At 72.1% G+C, this 23,513-nt stretch carries 24 protein-coding genes and 1 pseudogene; 13 read left to right on the top strand and 12 right to left on the bottom strand.

Annotated elements, in window-relative coordinates; genetic code table 11:
• The first annotated feature begins 178 nt into the window (after positions 1-178).
• A complete protein-coding gene (locus AB0P24_RS02970; protein WP_365790411.1) occupies positions 179-1,135 on the top strand; it encodes a ScbA/BarX family gamma-butyrolactone biosynthesis protein in 957 nt (318 codons plus the stop codon).
• 27 nt (positions 1,136-1,162) lie between these two features.
• A complete protein-coding gene (locus AB0P24_RS02975; protein WP_365790413.1) occupies positions 1,163-2,092 on the top strand; it encodes an NAD-dependent epimerase/dehydratase family protein in 930 nt (309 codons plus the stop codon).
• Between the two features lie 121 nt (positions 2,093-2,213).
• Here AB0P24_RS02975 and AB0P24_RS02980 read toward each other — a convergent pair whose 3' ends face one another.
• The 4 genes from AB0P24_RS02980 to AB0P24_RS02995 form a co-directional block, all read right to left on the bottom strand.
• On the bottom strand, positions 2,214-3,080 hold the full coding sequence (locus AB0P24_RS02980; RefSeq protein ID WP_365790414.1) for a tyrosinase family protein: 867 nt from the start codon (positions 3,078-3,080) through the stop codon (positions 2,214-2,216).
• Entirely contained in the window at positions 3,064-3,453 is a 390-nt protein-coding gene (locus AB0P24_RS02985) for a tyrosinase family oxidase copper chaperone (RefSeq protein ID WP_365790670.1), read from the bottom strand. Before AB0P24_RS02985 ends, AB0P24_RS02980 begins: the two co-directional genes overlap by 17 nt.
• A 125-nt stretch (positions 3,454-3,578) precedes the next feature.
• Positions 3,579-3,851, bottom strand: a complete 273-nt coding sequence (locus AB0P24_RS02990; protein ID WP_365790415.1) for a hypothetical protein — start codon at positions 3,849-3,851, stop codon at positions 3,579-3,581.
• 304 nt (positions 3,852-4,155) lie between these two features.
• Positions 4,156-4,395: a hypothetical protein gene (locus AB0P24_RS02995; RefSeq protein WP_365790416.1), complete on the bottom strand. Its 240-nt coding sequence runs from the start codon at positions 4,393-4,395 to the stop codon at positions 4,156-4,158.
• 579 nt (positions 4,396-4,974) lie between these two features.
• Between AB0P24_RS02995 and AB0P24_RS03000 the strand changes: the two genes are divergently transcribed.
• The 9 genes and pseudogenes from AB0P24_RS03000 to AB0P24_RS03040 form a co-directional block, all read left to right on the top strand.
• On the top strand, positions 4,975-6,105 hold the full coding sequence (locus AB0P24_RS03000) for a DUF3344 domain-containing protein (protein WP_365790417.1): 1,131 nt from the start codon (positions 4,975-4,977) through the stop codon (positions 6,103-6,105).
• A 56-nt stretch (positions 6,106-6,161) separates the two neighbouring features.
• Positions 6,162-7,343 (top strand): glycosyltransferase, encoded by a 1,182-nt coding sequence (locus AB0P24_RS03005; RefSeq protein ID WP_365790418.1) that lies wholly within the window; start codon positions 6,162-6,164, stop codon positions 7,341-7,343.
• Positions 7,340-8,770 carry an exopolysaccharide biosynthesis polyprenyl glycosylphosphotransferase gene (locus tag AB0P24_RS03010; protein WP_365790419.1) on the top strand — a complete coding sequence of 477 codons (1,431 nt, stop codon included), beginning with the start codon at positions 7,340-7,342 and terminating at the stop codon, positions 8,768-8,770. Before AB0P24_RS03005 ends, AB0P24_RS03010 begins: the two co-directional genes overlap by 4 nt.
• 5 nt (positions 8,771-8,775) lie before the next feature.
• Positions 8,776-10,122 (top strand): O-antigen ligase family protein, encoded by a 1,347-nt coding sequence (locus AB0P24_RS03015; RefSeq protein WP_365790420.1) that lies wholly within the window; start codon positions 8,776-8,778, stop codon positions 10,120-10,122.
• Positions 10,119-12,008, top strand: coding sequence for a lipid II flippase MurJ (locus tag AB0P24_RS03020; RefSeq protein ID WP_365790421.1), 1,890 nt, complete (start codon positions 10,119-10,121; stop codon positions 12,006-12,008). Before AB0P24_RS03015 ends, AB0P24_RS03020 begins: the two co-directional genes overlap by 4 nt.
• The gene (locus AB0P24_RS03025; protein WP_365790422.1) at positions 11,992-12,756 is read left to right on the top strand and encodes a polysaccharide deacetylase family protein; all 765 of its coding nucleotides are present in this window, start codon (positions 11,992-11,994) and stop codon (positions 12,754-12,756) included. The genes AB0P24_RS03020 and AB0P24_RS03025 overlap by 17 nt, the downstream gene beginning before the upstream one ends.
• A 1-nt stretch (position 12,757) precedes the next feature.
• Positions 12,758-13,909, top strand: coding sequence for a glycosyltransferase (locus tag AB0P24_RS03030; protein ID WP_365790423.1), 1,152 nt, complete (start codon positions 12,758-12,760; stop codon positions 13,907-13,909).
• On the top strand, positions 13,906-14,601 hold the full coding sequence (locus AB0P24_RS03035) for a lipopolysaccharide biosynthesis protein (RefSeq protein WP_365790424.1): 696 nt from the start codon (positions 13,906-13,908) through the stop codon (positions 14,599-14,601). Before AB0P24_RS03030 ends, AB0P24_RS03035 begins: the two co-directional genes overlap by 4 nt.
• 94 nt (positions 14,602-14,695) lie before the next feature.
• A pseudogene (locus AB0P24_RS03040) lies at positions 14,696-15,796 on the top strand (GNAT family N-acetyltransferase); the annotation flags it as partial.
• Between the two features lie 32 nt (positions 15,797-15,828).
• On the opposite strand, the gene AB0P24_RS03045 reads toward AB0P24_RS03040, so the two are convergent.
• A complete protein-coding gene (locus AB0P24_RS03045; RefSeq protein ID WP_365790425.1) occupies positions 15,829-17,205 on the bottom strand; it encodes a glycosyl hydrolase in 1,377 nt (458 codons plus the stop codon).
• Between the two features lie 163 nt (positions 17,206-17,368).
• Between AB0P24_RS03045 and AB0P24_RS03050 the strand changes: the two genes are divergently transcribed.
• Together AB0P24_RS03050 and AB0P24_RS03055 are read left to right on the top strand one after the other, a co-directional pair.
• Entirely contained in the window at positions 17,369-18,628 is a 1,260-nt protein-coding gene (locus AB0P24_RS03050; protein WP_365790426.1) for an ATP-grasp domain-containing protein, read from the top strand.
• Complete coding sequence (locus AB0P24_RS03055; protein WP_365790427.1) at positions 18,628-19,893, top strand: NAD(P)-binding domain-containing protein; 1,266 nt, start codon at positions 18,628-18,630, stop codon at positions 19,891-19,893. The genes AB0P24_RS03050 and AB0P24_RS03055 overlap by 1 nt, the downstream gene beginning before the upstream one ends.
• Positions 19,894-19,946: 53 nt before the next feature.
• On the opposite strand, the gene AB0P24_RS03060 is transcribed toward AB0P24_RS03055, so the two are convergent.
• From AB0P24_RS03060 to AB0P24_RS03090, 7 genes are all read right to left on the bottom strand, one after another.
• Complete coding sequence (locus AB0P24_RS03060; protein WP_365790428.1) at positions 19,947-20,729, bottom strand: hypothetical protein; 783 nt, start codon at positions 20,727-20,729, stop codon at positions 19,947-19,949.
• A gap of 69 nt (positions 20,730-20,798) precedes the next feature.
• A complete protein-coding gene (locus tag AB0P24_RS03065) occupies positions 20,799-21,059 on the bottom strand; it encodes a hypothetical protein (RefSeq protein WP_181803019.1) in 261 nt (86 codons plus the stop codon).
• 287 nt (positions 21,060-21,346) lie between these two features.
• A complete protein-coding gene (locus tag AB0P24_RS03070; protein ID WP_365790429.1) occupies positions 21,347-21,589 on the bottom strand; it encodes a hypothetical protein in 243 nt (80 codons plus the stop codon).
• A 138-nt stretch (positions 21,590-21,727) separates the two neighbouring features.
• The gene (locus tag AB0P24_RS03075; RefSeq protein ID WP_365790430.1) at positions 21,728-21,982 is read right to left on the bottom strand and encodes a hypothetical protein; all 255 of its coding nucleotides are present in this window, start codon (positions 21,980-21,982) and stop codon (positions 21,728-21,730) included.
• Between the two features lie 303 nt (positions 21,983-22,285).
• A complete protein-coding gene (locus tag AB0P24_RS03080; protein WP_365790431.1) occupies positions 22,286-22,564 on the bottom strand; it encodes a hypothetical protein in 279 nt (92 codons plus the stop codon).
• Between the two features lie 194 nt (positions 22,565-22,758).
• A complete protein-coding gene (locus tag AB0P24_RS03085; protein WP_365790432.1) occupies positions 22,759-23,037 on the bottom strand; it encodes a hypothetical protein in 279 nt (92 codons plus the stop codon).
• 105 nt (positions 23,038-23,142) lie between these two features.
• Positions 23,143-23,511, bottom strand: coding sequence for a hypothetical protein (locus AB0P24_RS03090; protein WP_365790433.1), 369 nt, complete (start codon positions 23,509-23,511; stop codon positions 23,143-23,145).
• Positions 23,512-23,513 lie beyond the last annotated feature (2 nt).

Genomic DNA, 23,513 nt, shown 5'->3' on the forward strand with positions numbered 1-23,513 from the left:
GGTACCGGCGCCAGACCCGCGGACATCCCGACCCGTACAAGAAATTGCCCGGCGTCTCTTGCAGAACCGGACCGACCTGTCTGTATCTTGTTGCCCAGAACGTCGGCCACGGGGGGTGACAGCCGACGTACGGCCTGTTGCCCCTCCCCTCCGTCACACCGACACAGGAGCGCTGCACATGCCGCACCTCACTGACCGGGCCATCGCCCCGAAGCCCCTGCTTCCCGGACTGACCACCACCGTGCCGCGCGAGTACGTCCACCGCGCGGCCGTCTCCGAAGTCCTGCTCACCGGCTGGGAGCGCGACGAGTCCCCGCACGGCGACGGCTTCGACGGCTTCGTCGTCCGGGCCCAATGGCCGCGCAGCCACGCGCTGTTCGCCCCCGACGGCGGCTACCAGGACCCGATGCTGCTGATCGAGTCCATCCGCCAGATCGGGTCCCTGCTCGCGCACGCCGAGTTCGGTGTGCCGTTCGGCCAGCAGTTCCTCATGTCTGACATGTCCGTGACCACCGAGCCCGGCCTGCTCGTCACGGAGGCGGTCCCCACCGACGTCGAGATGCACACGGTCTGCCGGGACGTGGTCCGCCGGGCCGGCCGGCTGCGGGAGATGCGCTACGACGTCACCGTGGTGCGCGGGAACGGGGCCCGCGCCACCGCCTCGGCCGCGTTCCGCTGCATGAGCCCGGAGGTGTACCGGAGGATGCGCGGCGAGCGCTCCACCACCACCGACCGCGTCCAGCCGGCCGCCCTCGACCCGGCCGCCGTGGGTCACGCCAGCGCCCGGCACGTCGTCCTGGGCGAGCCCGTGCCCGGCACGTGCGGCAGATGGGAACTACGGGTCGACACCGCGCATCCGACCTACTTCGACCATCCGGTCGACCACATACCCGGCATGTTCCTGCTGGAGGCCGCCCGGCAGGCGGCGCACGCCCGCACCGGCGTGCCCTGCGCCCTGCTGCTCGGCGTGCGCAGCGAGTTCACGCGGTACGCCGAACTGGACGCGCCCTGCTGGATCAGCGCCGATCCCGAGCCGTACGGCACCACCGGCGACCTGCTGGTGCGAGTGCGCGGCAGCCAGCGTGAGGAGACGGTCTTCACCGCCGAACTGGTCCTGCGGCCCCGTGTCCGCTGACCCCGACCGCACCCCGGGAGAGTCCTCGTGCCCGTTCTTCTCATCACCGGCGCGTCCGGGTTCGTCGGAGCCCACGTGACGCGCGAGGCCCAGCGCCGGCGGGCCGACCTCAGGCTCATGAGCCACCGCCGGGCCCTGCCCCGGTCCTGCTCCGGGACCCGGACCGTGCACGCGGATCTCCGCGACCCCCGCTCGCTGCGCGGGGTGTGCGACGGAGTCGACGTGGTCCTGCACTGCGCGGCGCAGATCGGCGGCAGCGCCGCGGCCAACGAGGCGGTCAACGCGCGCGGTACGGCGGCGCTGGTCGCCGAGGCGCGGCGGGCCGGCGTGCGCCGGATCGTCCAGCTCAGCACGGCCTCGGTGTACGGCCGCGGCACCTTCCGCGGCCACCGGCCCGAGGAGCTCGCCCGCAACCCCGGCTCCGTCACCTCCCGTACCCGCGCGGCGGCGGAGGACACGGTCCTCGCGGCCGGCGGTGTGGTGCTCAGGCCCCATCTGGTCTTCGGAACAGGCGACATGTGGGTCGGTCCCAACCTGGCACGGCTGCTGCGGGCCCTGCCGGGAGTGGTGGCCGGCTGGCTGTCGCGGACGTCGGTCATCGGGGCACCGGACCTGGCCCGGCTGCTGGTCGCCACGGCGCTGGCGCCCGACGGGGCCCTGGCCTCGCGGGTGTACCACGCCGCGGATCCGACGCCGGTCACCGTCGGCTGCGCGCTGCGGGCGGTCGCCGACTGCGCGGGGATCGACTGGCCGCGTGCCGACCTCACCGTCGAGGGGGCCAAGGCGATCCTCGCGGCCAAGGGGGTTCCGCCGGCCATGCTCGACATCCTCACGACGGATCACTTCTTCGAGGCCGGCGCCCTCTGGTCGGACCTCGGTCAGCGTCCGGGCGGAGGGTTCGCCACCTGGTTCGGCCGTGCCGAGCACTGGTATCGATGGACCCTCGCGACGAACTGATTCTCCGCCCGGCACCCGCTGCGCCCGGTACCGGGGCCGGTGGCCCCCACCGGGCCCTTCGGGGCCCTTCGGGGGCGGGACCATGTCCCGGCCGGCCCCGGCCACGCGGCGCCCGAGCGGGCTACGCGTACCGGTAGATCCCGCCGTGGTCCTCCATCTGCTGCGGTGTGACGTCCCAGGGCGGCAGCTTCTCCCGCCGTGCGACGATCCTGCCGTGCTGGGCGTCGCCGGGGGCGGGCGGCTCCGCGGGGAGGTAGCGGGCATGGGGATGGCGCTGCCGCCACCGGGACCACTGGAGATCGACGAAGGCGTGATGCAGCCAGAACACGGGGTCGTTGACGGACGCGCCGCTGACCATGTGACCGCCCACCCAACGGTGCACCCTGTTGTGGTTGCGCCACGAAGCCGGAGGGTGTCCCGGCCCCCACCCTTCCAGCTTGTTGCGGAATCCCCTGGGGGAGGTGGAGTTCCAGGGAGCCGTGTCGTACAGCGGATCGGCGACGGCCGACTCCACGTCCCGGGACGTCGGCAGGGCGAGCGGATCGTGCGAACGGCCGAGATCACGCATGAGGTACTCGGTGTCGGTCACCCCTGCCGTGATGGTCCACCGGCCGTTGCGGAACGCGAACGGCCCGGACCTGACCTGCCGGTCGGAACGCCGCCCGTCGCCTCCCAGCAGATCCTCGGTCCACGGGACGGCGGTCGGGGTGCGGTTGCGGGTCCAGTCCCAGTACGGCACGGTCACCGACGCGTCCACGCGGCGCAGTGCCCGCTCGAACTCCAACAGGAACTTCCGGTGCCACGGCAGGAAGGAGGGCGTCATGTGGGCGGCACGCAGGCCGCTCTCGCCGTCGGGCGTGTAGTACTCGATGTGCATGCGCACGAACTCGTCGTATTCACCGCTGCGTTTGAGCTCAAGCAGCGCGTTGACGAACCGGCGCCGCTCGGAACGGGTGAGCGTGCTGACGTCCTTACGCGTGTACACCATGGACATGGTCCTTCGGGGTTCTCGACCGCTCGCTCCGCCCGCCGCCGTGGACCATGCGGCCGTCGTCCCCGTCCGGCGCCGCCGGCCGCGCGGTGGGGCCCAGTTCGTCCACGGCGGCGCGGGCGGCGAGGAGCGGGGTCGGGTACGACTGGTAGTGGTCGACCATGGTCATCCAGCTGCCGTCCGCCCGGCGCATCAGGGGCAGCGGGTGTCCGTCGACCGTGACGTGCCACATGTCGCGGCAGGGGTCCCCGGACGGGCCGGCACCGTGACTCACTCCGGTGATGCGCCGCCCACGGTATGTCTCGGCGAACCGCGCCTTCTTGGGAGCGGACCGCCCCGGCGCCGGCGGGGCCGGCGCCATCGCCGCCATGGTTCCCGTGGCCAGCAGCCCCCACAGCACCCGACGCCGCTCCGGGGGCTTCGACGCGGTGTTCACCGGTACGGTCAACGCTCCTCCGAACTTCCCGTCGAATGTGGTTCCGGCACCGGCCCGTTCTACAGTCCGCCGATCAACCGGCCGACCGTGCGCTGGTGCACGGCGTGCCCCTCGTCCTTGAGGGGGCCGGGGAGGGCCCCCTCCCCTTTCGCGGCGACCGAGTGCAGGGTCTGCAGCGGTTGCACGCTGACAGGCCCCCCGGTGACCTGCTTCACCACTCCGGCGAGACCCGCGTCCTCGGCGCTGGTGCCGCCGTGGGCGACGGCGGGCGTGGCCGCACCGGCCACGGTCAGGGCGCCGAAGACGAGCGCGGCAGCCTTCATGGGCTTCATGGTGGTTTCCTTTCATCGGTGAAACATGCGGGTCCGCGAAGAGCACGGCCCCCTCACGGTCAACGAACCACTAGGACGCCGGAAACCCCCTCGACGGAAAATTCCCCATACGCATTCAAAGCCGCGGGAACCGACTCTGCCGTATGGTTTCTTCCCGCCCGCCCGCCCGCTCCTGCGAAAGCCGGTGCGGAGCGCAGAAGAGACCGAAGGCCGACTCCGCGTCGTACGGAATCGGCCTGTTCGAAAACCGATACGCCGGTGAGCGCCGGTCAGAAACCGGCGGCCAGCGGAGATCGCGGCATCGTCAGCCGCCCAGGGGCAGACCGCCGACAAGCGGCTTCTGACCGTTCAAAGCGCCGGTGGCGCCCTGCAGAGTGCGGTTCACCGGGCTGTTCTTCGTGACACCGAGCCCGTCCACTCCCTGGGTCACGCTCTTCACCGTGCCGTTCAGGCCGGACGGCGCGTCCACCGCGAACGCGGGTGCGGCGGCACCGGCCACGACGAGGGACCCGGCAACAACGGCGGCGGCCTTCAGAGACTTCATTGGTGTTCCTTTCTTCGACGGGTAAACAGCCAGCGGTAATGCTGTCGTCGTAATCAACGAGCCCCGGACGATCCGGAAACCGGGCGGGCCGAAATTACCGAGTCCTCATATGAGATCCATGAGTCACGGAGCCCTTTCAGCGCCGCCGCTCCAGAGTGAGGCCAGGGTGAGGACGGCCGCGGAGACCGACGAGATTCGATTCGGCCGCAGTGGGACCGTGCGCGGGCGCGGCGAGCAGGCCGACGGCGGTCGTCGCGCGGGCGTGTGCGGTGGCGACGCCGACGCGGATGCCGAACCCGGCCCGGCAGCGATCCGCGCGAGCGCGTCATGCCGGTGCGGGCACACCGAGCCGACCAGGGCACGCCGGTGCGGCGGAGGACGCGAACCGGCCTGTTCCGGCGTGACCGCACGACACTCGACCGAAATTCGCAATTACGACACTTTCTTCGGTTTCGCCGGATTAGTACCACTAGCGTCTAGAGTTACTCACCTCCGGCGTGCCCCGCGCGGCGCACGCATCGACTCCACGGCGTCCTCCCCTCCTCCTTTCACAACCTTCCGGAAGGCCCGAACCCGGTCATGCGCGACTTCCTGCTCTCCCCGCTGCGCCATGGGACGGTCACCGCCCTCGCCCTGGCCGGGCTCCTGGCGCCCGCCGCCCTGGCCGCCGCGTCCGCGGCGCCGCCGGCACCGGCACCGGAGGCGGACCGTGTCCCGTTCACCGAGCGGTACAACGCCCTGCAGCACGGCGGCATCGTGCGTGCCGCCAACTCCTCCATCACCTGCCGTGCGGACCAACCGGTTCCCACGACGGCGACGGCGGCCTGTCCTGCGGTGCGCGCCGGGAAGACCGGGGTGAACGGCGCCTTCGACATGACGTACATCGACGTCGACCGGGACCCGAACACGTACAACTCCTCGCGCGCGGAGGTCCGTCTTCCCGAAGGAGCACGGGTCAGCTACGCACGGCTGTACTGGGGCGGCAACCTCCGGGTCGGCGAGCAGAAGCCGCCGAAGGACAACGGGCGCGTGCTGATCGCCGAACCCGGCGGGCAGTACAAGGAGGTCCTCGCGGACACGGTCGTCGGCCACCGCGTGGCGAACGGCGCCGACGCCTTCCAGGCCTCCGCCGACGTGACGGAGCTGGTACGGGACAGCAAGCCGGGCCTGTACACGGTGGGCCAGGTCAACGTGGCGAAGGGAACGTCCCAGGCCGGCGCGTGGGGCGGCTGGACGCTGGTGGTGGCGTACGAGAACCCGGCGGATCCACTGCGGCAGCTTTCTCTCTGGGACGGCTTCGACGCGCTGGCACCGACCGGGGAGGTCGAACTCGGGAAACTCTCCTGGCCGCTGCCCGCGGGCAGCGGGGGCCGCGCGGGCCTGGTGGCGTACGACGGCGACCGCGGCGTGCGCGGTGACACGCTCCGCCTCGCCACCACCCGCGAGACCGAGCGCGGTGAGCGCACCGCCGTCACCGCGCTCGCCGGTCCGGCCGACCCGGTGGACGACGTCCTCAACTCGACGATCAGCCAGCCCGGTGCGGCCCAGCCGGACCGGGTGCCCGCCTACGCCAACACCCTCGGCTACGACTCGGACGTGTTCGACCTCGCACCAGCGCTGCGGGACGGCGGCGACCGGCTGGCCTTCCGGCTGACATCCCGTCAGGACAGGGCCTGGGCAGGCGCGTTCTTCGTCGCCGTCGACGTCTGACGGTCAGACGTACTCCCCCGCCGAACCGAGCGCCACTGTGAGCGAGGACATCGCGTATGCATCTGTCAGCAACCGGCCCTCGGCCCCGTGTCCTGCACGTCACGCAACCCGTGGACGGCGGAGTCGCGCGGGTCGTGGCGGACCTGGTACGGGCTCAGCGCGCCGCCGGAGCGGCCGTCACGGTCGCCTGCCCCGACAGCGCGCTCACCGCCGAACTGGGAACGCTGGGCGCGGACGTACGGCGCTGGCACGCGACACGGTCACCCGGTGCGTCACTCGTCCGGGAGGTACGTGACCTGGCCCGCGTCGTCGGTGAGGTACGCCCCGATCTGGTGCACCTGCACAGCGCGAAGGCCGGGATCGCCGGACGGCTCGCCGTCCGCGGGCGCCTGCCCACCGTCTTCCAGCCGCACGCGTGGTCGTTCCAGGCCGTGGGCGGTCTCACCTCGGCGCTCGCCCTGCGGTGGGAGCGGTGGGGAGCGCGCTGGGCCTCGCGCGTCGTGTGCGTCAGCGAGGCGGAACGGGCAGCCGGTGTGCGCGCCGGGGTCGAGGCCCGGTGGAGCGTCATTCCCAACGGCGTCGATCCGCAGCGGTACCGGCCCGCCCCCCAGGGTGCCGGACACAGCCGGCCGGCACCGCTACGGGGGCTCGACCCCGCCACGCCGCTCGTCGTCTGCGTGGGACGCCTGTGCCGGCAGAAGGGCCAGGACGTCCTGCTGGAGGCGTGGCACGAGGTCGCCCGCCGGGTCCCCGGCGCGCGTCTCGCCCTGGTCGGCGACGGACCGGACCGCGGTCTCCTGCTCCGCCGGGCGCCGGCCTCGGTGCTGTTCGCGGGCGGCGCGGCCGACGTCGTCCCCTGGTACCAGGCGGCGGATCTGGTCGTGCTGCCGTCGCGCTGGGAGGGCATGGCGCTGGCCCCGCTGGAGGCGATGGCCTGCGGACGGCCGGTGGTGGTCACGGACGTCGCCGGCGCCCGCGAAAGCCTGCCACCCGCACTGGCCCCGCGCTGCCTGGTCCCGGCCGGGGACCCGACAGCGCTGGCCGAGGCGCTCGCCGCACTCCTGCTCGACCCGCCGCTGCGCGAGTCGCTCGGTCACCAGGGACGCAACCACGTACTCACCGGGCACGACGTACGGCACGCCACCGGGGCGATGGCGGACCTCTACCGCGACCTGATCGGCCCGTGGGCGGCGCCCCCCTCCGCGCCCACCTCGCACAGGGAGTCCATCCACTCGTGACCGCGGAAAGCACCGTTCCCCTCCCCGGCGCACAGCGTCGGAACCACGGATTCTCGCCCGTCTCGGTCCTGCCGCCGCGCGGCGGCACCCCCCCTGGGTTCCGGTCCCCCGTCCGCGGGGCACCGGCCCGGTTCCCCTCGCCGGTGCCGCTGCTCGTCGCCGACGGCGCGGCCGCTGTGCTGGCCGGCCTGACGCCGTTCGCGACGGCGCCTCCCGCGCTGTCCGTGGGCGTGCTCGTGGCCGCGTCGCTGTTGCTGCGTCCGGACCGGGCACGACCGCCGGAAGAGGGGTTCCTGGAGCAACTGCCCGCCGTGTGCGGGCGGATCGCGGTCGCCTGGTTGGCGCTCGCGGCCCTCGTGGCGATGTACCGGCCGCAGCACACGCTGTCCCTCCGTGTGCTGCTGGCGGGCCTCGCCGTGCAGATCGCGGCGAGCTGCGCACTGCGCGGAGCCGTGCACGCGAGGCGACGCGCGGCGCTGCTGCGTCACCCGCGCACCGCGCTCGTCATCGGCCCGGCGGCCACCGCCCAGCTCGTGGCGGCGGCCGTGCTGCGGCATCCGGGGTGCGGGGTGCGCCCGGTGGGCGTCGTGTCCGACCGGGCGGACGGCACCGGGAGTCTGCCGGTACTGACGACGGGCGAGGAGGTCCAGCGGGCGGCCATCCAGAACGGGGTGCGCGCGGTGCTGACCGTCCACCCTTCGGTGCGGACCGAGCAGGGACCGCTGCTGCGGGCTCTGGCCGAGTCGGGCTGCCTGATCTGGGAGGTCGACGCGGAGACACCGTCGTACGGGCCGAGGGGCCGGCTGGCCGGGTTTCCGTGCCGGCGCCTGGAGATGACCTCGCGGCGCCGCGGCGGTGCCGGCAAGCGCGCGCTCGACGTCGTCCTGTCCGGGTCGCTGCTGCTGCTGGTCAGCCCGCTGCTGCTGGCCTGTGCGGTGGTGCTGCGGATCTGTGACGGGCCGGGCGTGGTGTTCCGGCAGGAGCGGATCGGAAAGGACGGCAGGCCGTTCACGCTGCTGAAGTTCCGCACGCACCGCCCGGCCGACGCACACGAGGCGGCGACCCGGTGGAGCGTGGCGAACGAGCACGAGATGCGCCGGTTCTGCCGCATTCTGCGACGCACCTCGCTCGACGAGCTGCTCCAGCTGTGGAATGTGCTCCGGGGGGACATGAGCCTGGTCGGACCGCGCCCCGAACGTCCCTATTTCGTCACGCAGTTCAGCCAGAAGCATCCGGGTTACGCGGCGCGTCACCGGGTGCGGACCGGCCTCACCGGCCTCGCCCAGGTGCACGGGCTGCGCGGTGACACCTCGATCGAGGACCGCTGCCGGTTCGACAACGCCTACATCGACAACTGGTCGCTGTGGCAGGACGTCTGCATCCTGCTGCGCACCGCCGCCGCGCTCGTACGCCCGACGGGAAGCTGACCACAGTGAGCCATGCCCCGGCCCCGCCGTCCCGTCGTATCGCCGCGCTGTTGCCGGTACTGCCCGCGGTCGCCGTGCTCGGCCTGCTGGCGCTGCCGCCCTCCGCGGGCGGCACGGACGGCCCGGGGCCGGCCGACGTGGCCTCCGGGCTGGTCGTGCTGGTCTGCGTGCTCCGTCTCGTACGGGACCGGCGGCGCCCCCTGTCGCATACCGCCGCGGTGGTGCTGGGCCTGCCGGTCGTCGGGGTCACGGTCGCCGCGCTGGGGGCGCCCTCGGCCGAAGGCGGGATCATCGGCCTGGCCCGCTATCTGCAGATCTTCGTCCTGGTGCCGGCGGCCGTGCTGCTGCTGGTCCGCGACCGGGCGGACGTCCGGCTGCTGACGTGGTCGTTCGTGGGGCTCGCCCTGTGGCAGGGCGCCGTCGGCGTGCACCAGTACGTCACCGGGACCGGTGCCTCCTACCGGGGCGCGCACATCCGGGCCGTGGGCACGTTCGGGCCGCAGGACGTGATGGGCATGGCGACGGTGGTCGCCGTCGGCATGGTGTGCGCGGTCGGTCTCGCGCTCGGGCACACCGGCGTACGGCAGCGGGTCGGTGCCGCCGGGTGCGCGCTGGCGCTGCTGTTGCCGCTCGCGCTGTCCTTCAGCCGGGGTGCGTGGATCGCGACGGCCGTGGCCTGCACGCTGCAACTGGTGCTGGCCGGGCTGCGGCGCGCGCTCAAGGTCGCCGCGGCCACGGCCGCCGCGTGCGTGGTCCTGGTGGGCGGCCTGGGGGTCGGCACCCAGATGCTGCAGGAACGGATCGACAGCATCACGCAGGTCGCCGACGCCCCCGACCAGTCCGTCGCCGACCGGTACGCGATGTGGTCGGCCTCGACCGCCATGTGGCGCGAACGTCCGGTGACCGGCGTCGGATTGAAGGGCTTCCCCGAGTACCGGGACGGCTACGCCTCGGTGGCGCTGTCGTCGGCCAGCGACACCGAGGGCGCGGGCTCCGCGTACCTGAGGCAGCCGCTGTTGTCACCGCACAACATGTATCTGCTGGTCCTCGGTGAACAGGGTCTGATCGGGCTGCTCTGCCTCGTCGGCAGCTGGCTGGCCCTGCTGGTGTGCGCGCTGCGGCGGACGCGGAGCACGCCGCGACAGGGCATGGACTCCGGGCTCGTCGCCTGCGGACTGCTGGTGTGGCAGCTGACCGACTTCGCCTACAGCGACATCGGCGGCCACTCCACGGTGGTGACCTCCATGGCCTTCGGGCTGGTGGCGTGGTGGGCGCTGGGCGGGACCGGCGAGGAGGGGGCAGCGGCACCGGTCGCGATGCCGCTGACGGCGAAGGAGGCCGTCGCGCGATGACGACGACGACCGCCCGCACCCGGCGTGCTGCCGGCGCTCCCGGGGAGGGCGCGGCCGGACCCACGGCGCCGGCCGACGCGCCGGCCGACGCGCGGGCCGGGGAGCATGCCGAATCCACCGCGGTCACCGGGGGCTTTCTCGCCAGGGCCACGCTCATCACCGCGTCGCTCTCGGTCCTCGGGGCGCTGCTCGGACTGGTACGCGACCAGGCGCTGGCCCGCCTGTTCGGGGCGGGCAGTGAGACAGACGCCTTCCTGATCGCGTGGACCGTGCCGGAGTTCGCCGCCACCCTGCTCATCGAGGACGGACTGGCTTTTGCGCTGATCCCGGCGTTCAGCATGGCGCTGGCACGGCGCACGCAAGGAGCGCCGGGGGATCCGGTCCGCAGCCTGGTCGCCACCACCCTGCCCCGCCTGTCCCTCGGCTTCGTCGCCGTGTCCGCGTTGACCGCCGGCGGAGCCCCCTACCTGGTCGAGGCGCTGGCCCCCGGCCTGCCCGACCCGCGGCTCGCCGTCGACTGCACCCGGCTGACCGCGACCTGCGCACTGACCTTCGGCCTGGCCGGGTACTGTAGCGCGGCCCTTCGGGCGCACCGGCGCTTCCTGCCGCCCGCGTCCATCTACGTCGTCTACAACGCCGGCATCATCGCCTCGATGCTGCTGCTCGGCCGGGGCTGGGGCGTGCGGTCCGCGGCGGCCGGAGTCGCGGTGGGCGGCTGCCTGATGGCGATGGTGCAGCTTCCCTCCCTGTGGCGGCAGTTGCGCAGACGCGCCGGTGCCGCCGCCGGTGCCCCGGCCGAGGCACGGCCGATGAGCCTCGCCCTGGTCGCCACGGTTCTCCTGTTCGCGCTGTGCCGTCAGTCCCAGGTCCTGATCGAACGCTTCCTCGCCTCCACGCTGTCCGCCGGGGCCATCTCGCACCTCAACTACGCGCAGAAGATCGCCCAGATCCCCATGACGCTGTCCCTGATGCTGTGCACCGTCACCTTCCCGCTGGTGGCGCGGGCCATCGCCGACGGCGACCTCGAACGGGCCCGGGACCGGGTGGAGCGGGACCTCGCCCTGGCCTCCTGCCTGGTGCTCCTCGGCGCGGCCGGAGTGATCGCCTGCGCCCCGCAGATCATCCAAGTCCTCTTCCAACGGGGCGCGTTCACCGCGCAGGACACGGCCGCCACGGCGGACGTGCTGCGGGTGTACGCCCTCGGTCTGCTCGGCCAGACCCTGGTGGGCGTCCTGATCCGCTCCTATTTCTCGGCCGGACGGGCCACCTGGTACCCGTTCTTCACCATGACCGCGGGCATCGTCACCACCACCTGGATCGGGGTGGGGACCGTGGGCACCTGGGGCGTGTCGGGGATCGCCGCCGCCAACGCGGCCGGCATCACCGTCACGGCGGCACTGCTGCTCGTCGGTTTCGCGGGCGAGCCGAACGCCGCGACCGAGGTCCCGGCCACCGCGGCCGAGGTCCCGCACGCCACGGCCGAGGTCCCGCACGCCGGGCCCTCCTGCGGCGCGGCGGACCCCGGCAGCGGCGAGCGGCCCGACGCCCCGGGCACGGTCGCGGTCGCGGTCGCGGTCCCGGCACCGGCACCGGCGCCCCGAGGAGGGTTCATGCCGCACGGCGGCGCCCGTGGAGTCCCGATCCGGGTCCGGCAGGTACTGGCCGAGCTGAGCAAGCCCGCCCTGGCGGCCGCGGTCGCGACGACGGCGGGAACGCTCGCCGCGCGCGGGCCGGACTCCCCGGTGGCGGGCCTCGCGGCCGGGAGCCTGACCGTGACCGCCGTCTTCGTCCTGCTCGGCCGGGCCCTGGGCGCCCAGGGCTGCACGGCCGTCTTCCAGTCCGCACACACCGTCACACGAAGGCTGACTCATGGCCGTTCCCACTGATTCCGCCGTCATCGGCGGTCGCCCGGCGGTGCGCCCCGGCACGGTGCCGTGGGTGGCGATGTACCACTCCGTCGGCGACTGCTCGGACGACCCGTACCGCATCACCGTCACCCCCGGGCGGCTGGAGCGGCAGCTGGCCTGGCTGCACCGACGCGGACTGCGCGCCGTGACGCTGCGCGAGCTGTTCGCCGCCCGTGCCCGGGGCGAGGGGCACGGCCTGGTCGCTCTCACTTTCGACGACGGATACGCCGACTTCCTCACCCACGCCCTTCCGGTGCTGCGCCGTTGGGACTGCGGTGCCACCCTCTTCGTGCTGCCCGGGCGGTTCGGCGGCGTCAACTCCTGGGATCCGCTCGGCCCGCGCAAGGCGCTGCTCACCGCGGAAGGCGTCCGGCACGCGGCCGCCGCGGGGGTGGAGATCGGCTCGCACGGGCTGACACACGTCGACCTCACCCGGGTCGACGACATCACCCTCGCCGCCGAGGCCGCCCACAGCAGGAAGCTGCTGGAGGAGCTGACCGGCAAACCGGTCGACGGCTTCTGCTACCCGTACGGCACGGTCGACCGGCGCGCGGTCACCGCCGTACGCGACGCGGGCTACGCCTACGCCTGCGCCATCGATCCCGGTCCGCTGACCGGCCGGCACGCCCTGCCCCGACTGCACATCGGCCAGAACGACACCTCCTGGCGGCTCCACCTCAAGTACCGGCTCCACCGGCTGCGTCGGCGTCCGGTGGGGGGCGTGTGACATGAGGGTGCTGCACATCATCACCGGCCTCGGCATCGGCGGCGCCGAACAGCAACTGCGCCTGCTGCTGCGGCATCTTCCCGTGGAGGGCGAGGTGGCGGCCCTCACCAATCCGGGTGCCGTCGCCGCCGGGCTCATCTCCGACGGTGTCCGCGTGCACCACCTCGGCATGCGCGGCAACCGCGACCTCGCCGCGCTTCCGCGGTTGGTCCGCCTGATCCGCGCGGGCGGCTACGACCTGGTGCACACCCATCTGTACCGCGCCTGCGTCTACGGCCGGCCGGCCGCCCGGCTCGCCGGTGTCAGAGCCGTCGTGGCGACGGAACACTCCCTCGGCGAGGCGCAGTTGGAGGGCCGGAGGCTGACCACGGGCGTCCGAGCGCTGTACCTGGCCGCCGAGCGGCTCGGCTCCACCACGGTCGCCGTCTCTCCCACGGTCGCCGACCGTCTCAGGCGCTGGGGAGTGCCCGCCCCACGCATCGAGGTCGTCCCGAACGGCATCGACCTGACCCGTTTCCGCTTCGACCCGGTACGACGCCACCGCGCCCGCCGCCGTCTGGGACTGCCGGACGAGGCGTACGTCGTCGGCTGTGTCGGCCGGCTCGCCGAGGGCAAGCGCTTCGGCGTCCTGGTCCGGGCGATCTCCCGGCTTCCCGACGATCACTGGCTGTTGCTGGTCGGCGGCGGCCCGCAGGAGAGCGTCCTGCGCCGCACGGCCCACGAGGCCGGCGTGGCCGGCCGCGTCGTGTTCGCCGGCGAGCGCCCCTACCTGTCCGACGATGCCGACGGCGTCGACCTGCCCGCCCTCACCTGCGCGATGGACCTGCTCGCGTCGCCGTCGCCGGACGAGTCCTTCGGACTGGCCGTCGTGGAAGCCCTCGGCTGCGGACTGCCCGTGGTCTACGCCTCCTGTCCGGCGATCGAGGACCTGCCCCCGCAGGCCGCCCCCGCCGCCCGGCGGGTCCGCGGCGGCCCCGAGGCGTACGCCCATGCCGTCGCCGAGATCCGCGCGGCCGGCCCCGGCCCTCGATCGGCCCCGGACGCCGCCCGCCACTACAGCATCGCCCGCAGTGCCGCCCGGCTCATGGACGTGTACGCGGCGGCGGTGTCCAGTTCGTCCTCCTCCTCACCTCAGGGAGTCACTTCGCCATGACCGACAACCCCACGCGGCGCAGGTGGCTGAGCCGCTCGGCCCGCCGGGCCCTGCTGGCCTGGTCGTTGCTCGCGGGCTGCACCCTCGTGGGCGGTGCGCTGGGCGGCGGCTACGCCGTGTACCGGGGCCCCGTGTACACGGCCACCAGCTACGTCGTCGTCGTCCCGACCGACCGCTTCGACCCGGGCACCGCGCTCGGCTTCGCCCAGGCGTACGGCCGGGCCGCCACCCAGCTCGCGGTCCTCCTGGACGCCCAGGCGGAGGCGCACGTGCCGGTCCGGACACTGCAGCACAGTGTGCGGACGGCGACCTCTCCGGACGCTCCGGTGGTCGCGGTCTCGGCGACCTCTTCGCGGCCCCGCCTCGCCTCCGGCATGGCCAACGGGGTCACCCGCGCGCTGGTCCGGCACGCGAACGGCACCAAGGGCAGCACCCACATCCAGCTCCTCGAATTCTCCCCGGCGGTGCGGCCGACTGTGCCGACGTCCGCGTCGCCGGTGGTGACGTGTGCCGTCGGCGCGAGCGCGGGCGGCCTGCTCGGCGGCCTGTTCCTGCTCGCGCGGCCCCGGAGGCCCAAGGAGGATGCCGTGCCCACGGCGCTCGTTCCGGGGCCGGCCGTCGCCGCCGACGCCGTCATCGACACCGATACCGCCGCCGTCATCGACGCCGACGCCGCCGTCGACGCGCACTGACACCGCCCGGATTCCTCGCAAGGGAGGCAACTGTGCAGGACCGGTTCCCGCGCAGCACACACCGTCGGCGTCCGGAGTGCGAACGGAGCACCCGGTGAGGCCCGCGTTCTCCACCGAACTCGTGACCGAAGCGTCCGCCTTCGCCGAACTGGCGGCGGACTGGGAACGGCTGTACGCGCGGTGCGGCACGGCGACCCCGTTCCAGAGCCACGCCTGGCTGCACTCGTGGTGGCTGTCCTACGGCCGGAAAGGCCGGCTCCGGGTGCTCCTGGTCCGGGAGGGCGGCGACCTGGTCGCGGCCGCCCCCCTGATGCTGCGGCGCCGCCCGCTGCCGGTGCTGATCCCGCTCGGCGGCGACATCTCCGACCACGCGGACGTACTGGTCGACGACGAGCGCGCCGACCGTGCGACCGCCGCCCTCGCCGACGGCCTGTCGGCCGCCGCCCGCACCGCGCTGATCGACTTCCGCGAAGTACGCCCCGGCAGCGCCGTCGAGCGGGTGTACGACCGTTGGGGCGGCCCCCGGCTGCGGATACAGGATTCCCTGTGCCTGGAACTGCCCGCCGTACCCATGGACGAACTGCTCTCCCGGCTGCCCTCGGGCAAGGCCCAGCGGGTGCGGGCCAAGCTCCGCAGGCTCCAGACGCTCGGCGTGGAGCGGCACGTCGCACGGCCGGACGAGGTGGACGCGGCGCTGCGCAGACTGCTGGAGCTGCACCGGCTCCAGTGGCAGGGCCGAAAGGTGACGCCGGAGCACCTGCGCAGCCGGTTCTGCGAACACCTGGTGCGGTCGGTGGGGCCGATGGTGCGTTCGGGCAGCGCGATGGTCACCGAGTTCCGGATCGACGACGACGTGGTGGCCGTGGATCTGACCCTGCTGTCGCGGCCGCTCGCCGGTGCCTACCTGTACGGCGCCCATCCGCGCCTGCGGGAACGCAAGGCGGACGTGGCGGTGATGCTGCTCGACGCGTGCGCCCGGCACATGCATGCGGACGGGCCGGCCACGCTGAGTCTCCTGCGTGGCGACGAGCCGTACAAGCACCACTGGCGGCCACGGGCGGTCCCCAACCACCGGCTGCTGCTGGCCCGGCGGCCCACCGCTCCGCTGATGTCGGCGGTCGCCTGGGACGTGGTCGCGCGCCGGCGCGGCAAGGAGGTGCTGCGCCGCTTCGCCACGCGTGGTGACGGCGGCGGGCCGGCCCCGGAGGCGGCCGTCGGCCAGGACCGTCACCGGGCCCGCAACCACGACTCGGGGCGCAGACACGTCAGCACGCCGGGCCAGTGCTGGAGCCAGTCACCGGTGTCCAGCGGCGAGCAACCGGTCGCGGGCGGCCGTAGGACGGGGGTCACGGGTGTCACGGGTGTCACGGGTGTGGCCGACGCGGTGGGCCGGCTCGCGGAAGAGAAGAGGGCGGACCGGTAGACCAGGGACGAGAGGGAGTACCGGTTGCACTCCCAGACACCGTGAGGGCAGTAGTCGGTCAGTGTGTTGTACACCGGCTTGTGCTGGTCCATCCACGCAAGCATGCGCCGCATGTACACGGGGTTGTCGCCGTTTCGGAAGAGACCCCACTCGGGATAGGAAATGGGCTTGCCGTGGGATTTCGCGAAATCCACCTGTGCCTGGAGTCCGTAGGGCTCCTTCACCTGCTCGTCGAAGGAAAGACCGCGCGGCTGGTCGTACGCGTCCATTCCGATGATGTCGACCGTGTCGTCCCCCGGGTAACACCGGGTCCAGGGGACGGCGTCCAGACCGCGGCTCGGCGCGAAGTCGAACCGGAACCTCTGGCCCGGCACCGAACGCATGACGGTGACGATTCTTTTCCAGTAATTTTTCCAGGCCTCCGGATCCGGCCCGCAGCGGTGGGTGTACGTCGTGCCGTTCATCTCCCACCCCAGCACCAGGACCGTGTCCGGCACCTTCGCGGCGACCAGCCGCTGGGCGAGGACCCGGAAGTGCTGATCGAACTCTCCGGCCGCGCCCTGCCGCAACAACACGCGGACGGCGGCGTCGGAGACGTTCTCCTCGTTGCGTTCCTGCATGGGCACGTTGAGGACGAACATCCGGTTGTCCTTCGCCCCGCGCCAGTCCGCCCACACGCCGAGGAAGTCCGGCTCGCCCTCGATGTTGCTCCAGCGGTCGCCCGGCAGATAGGTGTGTCCGACCCGCACGTCGGCACCGCCGAGCCAGTTGCTGAAGGACGCGATGCGGGCCACCCCCAGGGCGCCGGAACCGAGGAAGGCACCGTAGGCGGGAGTCTCCTCCCGGGGCGTCGGTGCCGGTGTCCCGGTGGCGGGCGCGGACGGGACTTGCTTCGGCGGCTTGGAAACGGACGGGACCGGCGTGGCGGCGGGGACCGGTGTGACGACGGGGACCGGTGTGGCGGCGGGGACCTTCGCTGCCGACGGGGACGGTGTGGTCACCCGCGACGGCAACGGCGACGGCGTCGTGACCGGCGTGGGGAGGGGCGGGAGGGGCGGGTGGGCCGGACGCACCGTCCCCGCCGCGAAGCCGGGGGCGGACGTGAGCGCCATCGCGGCGGCGACCGTCACGGCCGTCACCGCCAGACGCCCGGTTCGGGTCCAGCCGTGCTGTGGGGCCATTCCTTTTCCTCTCCGCTGCCGCATCGTCTGCGTCCGCGCTTTCGCGTTGTTGACGCTCTGTCATCTGAAGTCAGTCACATGAAATGGAAATACGCCACCGTCCCATGGCTTTCGAGTGCCTTGCTCGCCCGGACGGGTGAGCCGACGCGAAGGAACAAAGCCCTTGTCACTGCTCGACATCCGCGTCCCCGCCGTTGTGCTGCGGGTGGACCGGAATCCCTTTCACCACGGAACGCTGGGGGCCGTGCGCTCACTCGGCAGAGCCGGAGTGGAGGTACATGTGGTCGCGGATTCCACCGGAAGTCCCGTGTCGCAATCGCGATTTCTGCACCGGCTGCACACTCCGCCGCCGCTCGGGGCCTCCCCGGGCCAGATCGCCGACGTGCTGCTGAGGGTGGCCGCCCAGATCAGGACTCCCGCCGTCCTGATCCCCATGGACGACGCGAGCGCGATCGCCGTGGGCCGCACGGGCGGGACGCTGGCACCCTGTTTTCTGCTGCCGGCCGTCTCCGGTGAGCTGCCCGAACGCCTCGCCGACAAGGGCGAACTGGCCGCCCTGTGCGCGTCCGTGGGCGTTCCGCATCCGGTGACCCTGGTTCCGGACAGTCCGGCACAGGCCGTCGCCGCCGCCGTTCGGCTGGGTCTGCCGGCGGTGGCGAAGTGGAGCCGGCCCTGGCTGCTGCCGGCCGGCAGCGGACTGCGCAGCACGACGGTGGTGACCTCGGCCCGGCAGGCGCGGGAGTTGTACGCGCGCGCCGAGGACGCCGGCAGCCCGTTGCTGCTCCAGCAGCGTCTGCCACCGGGGCCGGGCCGCGACTGGTTCTTCCACGGGTACGCCGACCGCTCCGGCGCCGTGCGAGCGGGCGGAGTCGGGCAGAAACGGCGGGCCTGGCCGCCCGGAGCCGGGCTGACCGCGGTCGGTCACTGGACACCGAACCCGAAGGTGCGGGCGCTGGCCGAGCGGTTCACCTGCGAACTGGGCTACCGGGGCGTCCTCGACATCGACTTCCGGCAGTGCGGCACCACGGGCCGGTATCACCTGCTCGACTTCAACCCACGTCCCGGTGCCCAGTTCCGGCTGTTCTCCGACACCGGCGGCCTGGACGTCGTACGAGCCCTGCACCTCGACCTGACACACCGTCCGTTGCCGAGGGCGGCGCCGAGGGCGGGGCGGGCGTTCGTGGTGGAGAACTACGCGCCGTTCGCCGCGCTGCGACCGGCCCCGGGCGGACGTGAACTCGCCTGGCACGCGCCGGACGACCCCGCCCCCGGCCGCGCGATGCGGGCGCTGTGGTGCCGGCATGTCGCGCACCGGCTGCGGCAGCGGCTGCGCCCCGCCCCGGTGGCTCCCGCTCCGGCAGGCCCGGACCCCCGAAGAACCACGTCTGCTTCGACCGACGACGAGAAAGCGAGCAGCTCCTGATGTACGACCTTCTAGTGGTGGGTGCCGGCCCGTACGGCCTGTCCATCGCGTCCCACGCGGCGGCCGCCGGGCTGAACCTGCGTGTGCTGGGACGGCCGATGGCCTCCTGGCGGGACCACATGCCACCCGGTATGTTCCTGAAGTCCGAGCCGTGGGCCTCCAACCTCGCGGATCCCGAGGGCCGCTGGCGGCTGGACACGTACTGCGCCACGCGGGGGATGACGGCTCGTCACGCCGAGCCGATCCCGGTGACGACGTTCGCCGCGTACGGTCTGTGGTTCGCGTCGAACGCCGTCCCCCCGGTGGACGAGCGCATGGTGAGCCGGGTGGCGGCCCATCCGGCCGGGTTCGAGGCGGTCACCGAGGACGGCGAGGTGCTGCACGCGAGGACGGTGGCGCTGGCGGTCGGTGTCATGCCCTTCACGCAGATCCCGGCTCCGCTGCGCCGTCTGCATCCCTCGCTCGTCTCGCACAGCAGCCATCACGGTGATCTCGAACAGTTCCGTGGCCGGGACGTCACGGTGGTCGGCGGCGGCCAGGCGGCCCTGGAGACCGCGGCGCTGCTCGCCCAACAGGGCACTCGGGTGCGGGTGATGGCCCGGGCCGACCGGCTGCACTGGAACGATGTGCCGCCTCCCTGGCAGCGTCCCTGGTGGCAGTCGGCCCGCATGCCGCACAGCGGCCTGGGCTGCGGCTGGCGCAACTGGTTCTACGCCGAGCGCCCGGGCCTCTTCCGACGCCTCCCGGAGTCGGTGCGCACCCGCGTCGCGGCCACCGCGCTGGGCCCGGCGGGAGCCTGGTGGGTACGGGACCGGGTGGAGCCGGTGGTGGAGGTGCTGCTCGACCGGGAGATCACCGCGGCTCGTGCGGTACCGGGCGGGGTGCGGCTGGACACGGCCGGCCTGACCGGGGGGCCGCTGACACTGGAGACCGAACACGTCATCGCCGCGACGGGGTTCCGGGCGACCCTGGACCGGCTCGGCCTGCTCTCCGACGAGTTGCGCGGCGGCCTCGCGACGGCGCCCGACGGCTCCCCGGTCGCCGGGCGGGACCTGGAGTCCTCGCACCCGGGGCTTTTCCTGGCAGGCCTGCTGACCGCTTCCTCGTTCGGCCCCGCCATGCGCTTCGTCCACGGAGCCACGTTCACGGCCACGGCACTGGTACGAGGGGTGCGCCGCCGCCTGCGCGACACACCGCTCAGCGACGCGTCGCCCGCGCGGGTGGGATGGAGCGCCGCGGAAACACCGTCCCGGGCCCGCTGCTGACGGTCAGTCCCGGGGCCGGACGTGGCAGGTCCGGCCCCCCCTGACGAAGATCACTACCGACGGGACCCGGCCCGGCCCCGTCGGTAGAAGACGACCCCGCTCGCCATCAGGAACGCGGCGACGCCCGAGGCGGCCATGGTCTCGCTTCCGACGCCGGTGTGCGCGAGGGACGACGGCTGTTCGGGACGTGCCGCGGGCGGCGCCGTCGACGGCTTGGGGGACGGGGTGTGCACGTGGTGAGCCGGCTTGGGCGGCGTCACCGCCCGGGGCGGCGAAGTCGGCTGCGGGGCGGGGGGAGTCGGGGACGGAGTCTCGTCGTCACCGTAGCCGCCGGTGACGACGTCGTCCCGGCCGCTGCCGACACCGTGTCCGGCGATCGAGTCGGAGCCGTTCGCGTCACCGTGTCCGGCGATGATCTCGGAGACATTCTCCACCCCCTGCCCGACCACCCGGCCGACGCCGTCCGCGTCACCGTGTCCGGCCGTCTGCCCGGAGGCGCTCGTGTCACCCTGCGCGGCCCCGCGGCCGGCGGCGGTGTCGTCGCCGTAACCGTCGACGTCCCGCTGACCGCCGGCGCGACCGTGGTCACTGGTCCTGCCGGCGTCACCGCGCTCGGCGGGCTGCTCGGCGCCCTGCGCCCTGTGGGCCGGCGCCTCGGCGGTCTTCGCCGGCGCGTCCGCCTGGACGTCGGCGGCGCTCTGTGCGGGCAGGGTGTCGGGTGCCTCGGCCGTGCTCGCGTCGGTCCGCGAGTCCGCGAGCGCCGGGATGCCCCACAGCGACAGGAGGGTCGTCGCGCAACCGGCCACGATCATTCCCTTGGTCAGGTTCTGTCGCATTCTGGTTGTCTTTCTGGTCGAAGAAGAAGCTGGAAGAGGAAAGCGGGCGGCTGCCGGCAGGTAGAGGGGTCAGTTCTTCTTCCGCCGTCCGCCGTGGCGCCGGGAAGCTGCCTCACGTCTGCCGTAGTTTCGCTGCCATCTGATTTTCTGACTGGTCCAGTGATGGGATCCGGTGAAATGCCAATAGCGACATTCCGAGCAGAGGTAGATGCGGTCCGGGATTCTCTCCAGCAGCGGCTGCTTGATGAGCCAGCATCGCGCCTCGGATTCGGTGCGGAACGACGCTTTCCCCGTCTGCGGACAGCGCGGCATGATGATCGAATTGCTCATGTCCCCTCCGAGGCGCGGACCGGCTCACACCCTCTTCAGCAGAAGGATGAACCAGATGGTGCCTCAGCAGGAAAACCCGTATCAAGCGGTAACCCCTCTTTCGGCCGAGCCGCGGCCGGTTTTCATCCGCCTGGAGCCATAGGACGATTGGTGTTAATTGCGATTGGCGGTCCGCGCTTTGATGTGAAAAAAGTCAGCGACCGCACGTGACGGCCGCTGACTTTGTGATCCATCTCTGCGCACGAGCCCGGAGGCTCACCCGGCCTGCCGCCGGGCCGTCCCGCCGGTCACTGGTGCGGCGCGAGGGCGGTGCAGAAATTGCCGATGTTCTCCGTGACGTCCCCGCCCACCGTGATCGGCGCGTTGATGGTGACCAGAGAGGACTTGAACGTCTGTTCGCAGTTAAGGAGCTGCGTATTGGCGGGGGGCGGCTCGTGGCCGCACTCCGCCGCCTGGGCGGAACCCGCGGCCACCAGGCCGACGCCACTGATAACGCCGGTCATCAGCATGACCTTCTTGAACCTGCGCACGTAACCTCCATGTATTGACCCCCGACCGCCGCGCGGCGGGATGCGACTGACACGGCAAGGGGATGCCGAGCTCTCGTTGCTCGACATCCCCTTGTTCGTGCCTGGACCCGACTGCCGCCGGCGTCCTGAGAAGCGGAACTACCTGACGTTCGCGCAGAAGTTGCCGATGTTCTGGTGCTCGTCACCGGCGACGGCACCGCCAACGGGGGCGAAGGCCGTGCCCCCGTCGAAGTCCTGGTGGCAGCGCGCGACCTGCAGGTTGTCGACGATGACGTGCGGACCGTCATTGGCGCTGGCGACGCCACCGCCGACGACGCCGATGCCGCCGACCATGAGCGCCACGGCAGCGGCCTTCTTGAGCTTCTGCATGATGTCTCCGATTCCTTCACGCACACGACCCTCCTTACGGACCGTGTCCGACTCGTCACAGACAATAACATGCGTTTCACCTAACGCCACATTCCACACACACCCATTTGAGTGGCACTAATAGCGCCATAAGGCCTATAAATCACGTAACTCGCCCGAGCGGCAGACCAGGACCCGGCCCACCGGGCCATACACGGAAAAGAGCCTCCGGCGGACATGGGAAGAGCGAGTTCGCACCCGCCCGCCCTCACCCGCCGAAGGCCCGGCACACACCAAAGGGCCGGTCTCGCGCAGCAGCACAAGACCGGCCCTCCGCAACACCCTTGATCAGCGCTGAGCGTTGACGTTCGCGCAGAAGTTGCCGAAGTCCTGGGTACGGTTGCCGCCGAGCTCCGCGACGTTGGTGGGGGCGAAGGCGGCGCCGGAGTCGAACGACTGCCGGCAGTCGGCGAGCTGAACGTTGTTGACGGCGACCTCAGGGGACGGGTCGTCACAGTTCGCCGCGCTGGCAACCCCTCCACCGGCAAGCCCGATGCCGCCGACCATGACCGCCACGGCAGCGGCCTTCTTGAGCTTCTGCATGATGTCTCCGATTCCTTCACGCACACGGCCCTCCTTACGGACCGTGTCCGACTCGTCACAGACCATAACACGCACTTCACTTAACGTGTTATTCCAGACATACTCCAACGAGTGCCGACAACAGGCCTATAAATTCTGTAACTGGCCCTATCCGACACACAACGAGGAGCCGACCTCGTGCGGCAGCGCGAGGTCGGCTCTCCGAAGCACCTCTGAAATCAGCGCGGAACGTTGACGTTCGCGCAGAAGTTGCCGATGTTCTGGTTCAGGTCGCCGGTGACCGCGCCATTGACAGGAGCGAAGGCGGCGCCGGAGTCGAACGTCTGCTGGCAGTCCGCGAGCTGAACGTTGTTGGCGGCGACGTCAACCGGGTACGGGTCGTTGAAGTCCCCCGCGCTGGCAACCCCTCCACCGGCAAGCCCGATGCCGCCGACCATGACCGCCACGGCAGCGGCCTTCTTGAGCTTCTGCATGATGTCTCCGTTTTCCTCACGCACACGACCCTCCTTACGGACCGTGCCTGACTCGTCACAGACGATAACACGCACCTCACTTAGCCCCACATTCCAGACACACCCAACCGAGTGCAATTAATCGAACTATTAACTCTTTTCGGACAATCGGCTGTTGTCGGGGGTGCACACCACGGTGCTCGCACCGTCGGTCCGCAGCGTGGCGCAGACCTGAGGGGCCTTGGGCACGGCGAGGGTGACGGTCCGTTGGACGCCGGCCTGGACGGCCTCCTGGAGGCTCGCGAGTTCGACACCGCCTGCCGCGACGCTCACGTCGACGGTCCGCGCCTGACCGCAGTACAGGCTCAGGCTGATCTGACTCACCGTCGGGGTGCTGAACTTCTGGATGGCCACGGCGCAGGGAAAGTCCCCCGACGCGGCCCGTGCGTGTGCGGCGGTGAAGAGCGGCGCGGAAGCCACCAGCACGGTGGCCGCCGAGCGGAGCATACGGCGAGGCATTG

Source organism: Streptomyces sp. NPDC086519 (genome assembly GCF_040686075.1).
Lineage (GTDB): Bacteria > Actinomycetota > Actinomycetes > Streptomycetales > Streptomycetaceae > Streptomyces > Streptomyces shenzhenensis.

Excerpts from the sequence above, each read along its gene's own strand:
- AB0P24_RS02970 (WP_365790411.1), top strand. The coding sequence starts at position 179 with ATGCCGCACCTCACTGACCGGGCCATCGCCCCGAAGCCCCTGCTTCCC.
- AB0P24_RS02980 (WP_365790414.1), bottom strand. The coding sequence starts at position 3,080 with ATGGTGTACACGCGTAAGGACGTCAGCACGCTCACCCGTTCCGAGCGG.
- AB0P24_RS02985 (WP_365790670.1), bottom strand. The coding sequence starts at position 3,453 with ATGGCGGCGATGGCGCCGGCCCCGCCGGCGCCGGGGCGGTCCGCTCCC.
- AB0P24_RS02990 (WP_365790415.1), bottom strand. The coding sequence starts at position 3,851 with ATGAAGCCCATGAAGGCTGCCGCGCTCGTCTTCGGCGCCCTGACCGTG.
- AB0P24_RS02995 (WP_365790416.1), bottom strand. The coding sequence starts at position 4,395 with ATGAAGTCTCTGAAGGCCGCCGCCGTTGTTGCCGGGTCCCTCGTCGTG.
- AB0P24_RS03000 (WP_365790417.1), top strand. The coding sequence starts at position 4,975 with ATGCGCGACTTCCTGCTCTCCCCGCTGCGCCATGGGACGGTCACCGCC.
- AB0P24_RS03005 (WP_365790418.1), top strand. The coding sequence starts at position 6,162 with ATGCATCTGTCAGCAACCGGCCCTCGGCCCCGTGTCCTGCACGTCACG.
- AB0P24_RS03020 (WP_365790421.1), top strand. The coding sequence starts at position 10,119 with ATGACGACGACGACCGCCCGCACCCGGCGTGCTGCCGGCGCTCCCGGG.
- AB0P24_RS03025 (WP_365790422.1), top strand. The coding sequence starts at position 11,992 with ATGGCCGTTCCCACTGATTCCGCCGTCATCGGCGGTCGCCCGGCGGTG.
- AB0P24_RS03030 (WP_365790423.1), top strand. The coding sequence starts at position 12,758 with ATGAGGGTGCTGCACATCATCACCGGCCTCGGCATCGGCGGCGCCGAA.
- AB0P24_RS03035 (WP_365790424.1), top strand. The coding sequence starts at position 13,906 with ATGACCGACAACCCCACGCGGCGCAGGTGGCTGAGCCGCTCGGCCCGC.
- AB0P24_RS03045 (WP_365790425.1), bottom strand. The coding sequence starts at position 17,205 with ATGGCCCCACAGCACGGCTGGACCCGAACCGGGCGTCTGGCGGTGACG.
- AB0P24_RS03055 (WP_365790427.1), top strand. The coding sequence starts at position 18,628 with ATGTACGACCTTCTAGTGGTGGGTGCCGGCCCGTACGGCCTGTCCATC.
- AB0P24_RS03060 (WP_365790428.1), bottom strand. The coding sequence starts at position 20,729 with ATGCGACAGAACCTGACCAAGGGAATGATCGTGGCCGGTTGCGCGACG.
- AB0P24_RS03065 (WP_181803019.1), bottom strand. The coding sequence starts at position 21,059 with ATGAGCAATTCGATCATCATGCCGCGCTGTCCGCAGACGGGGAAAGCG.
- AB0P24_RS03090 (WP_365790433.1), bottom strand. The coding sequence starts at position 23,511 with ATGCCTCGCCGTATGCTCCGCTCGGCGGCCACCGTGCTGGTGGCTTCC.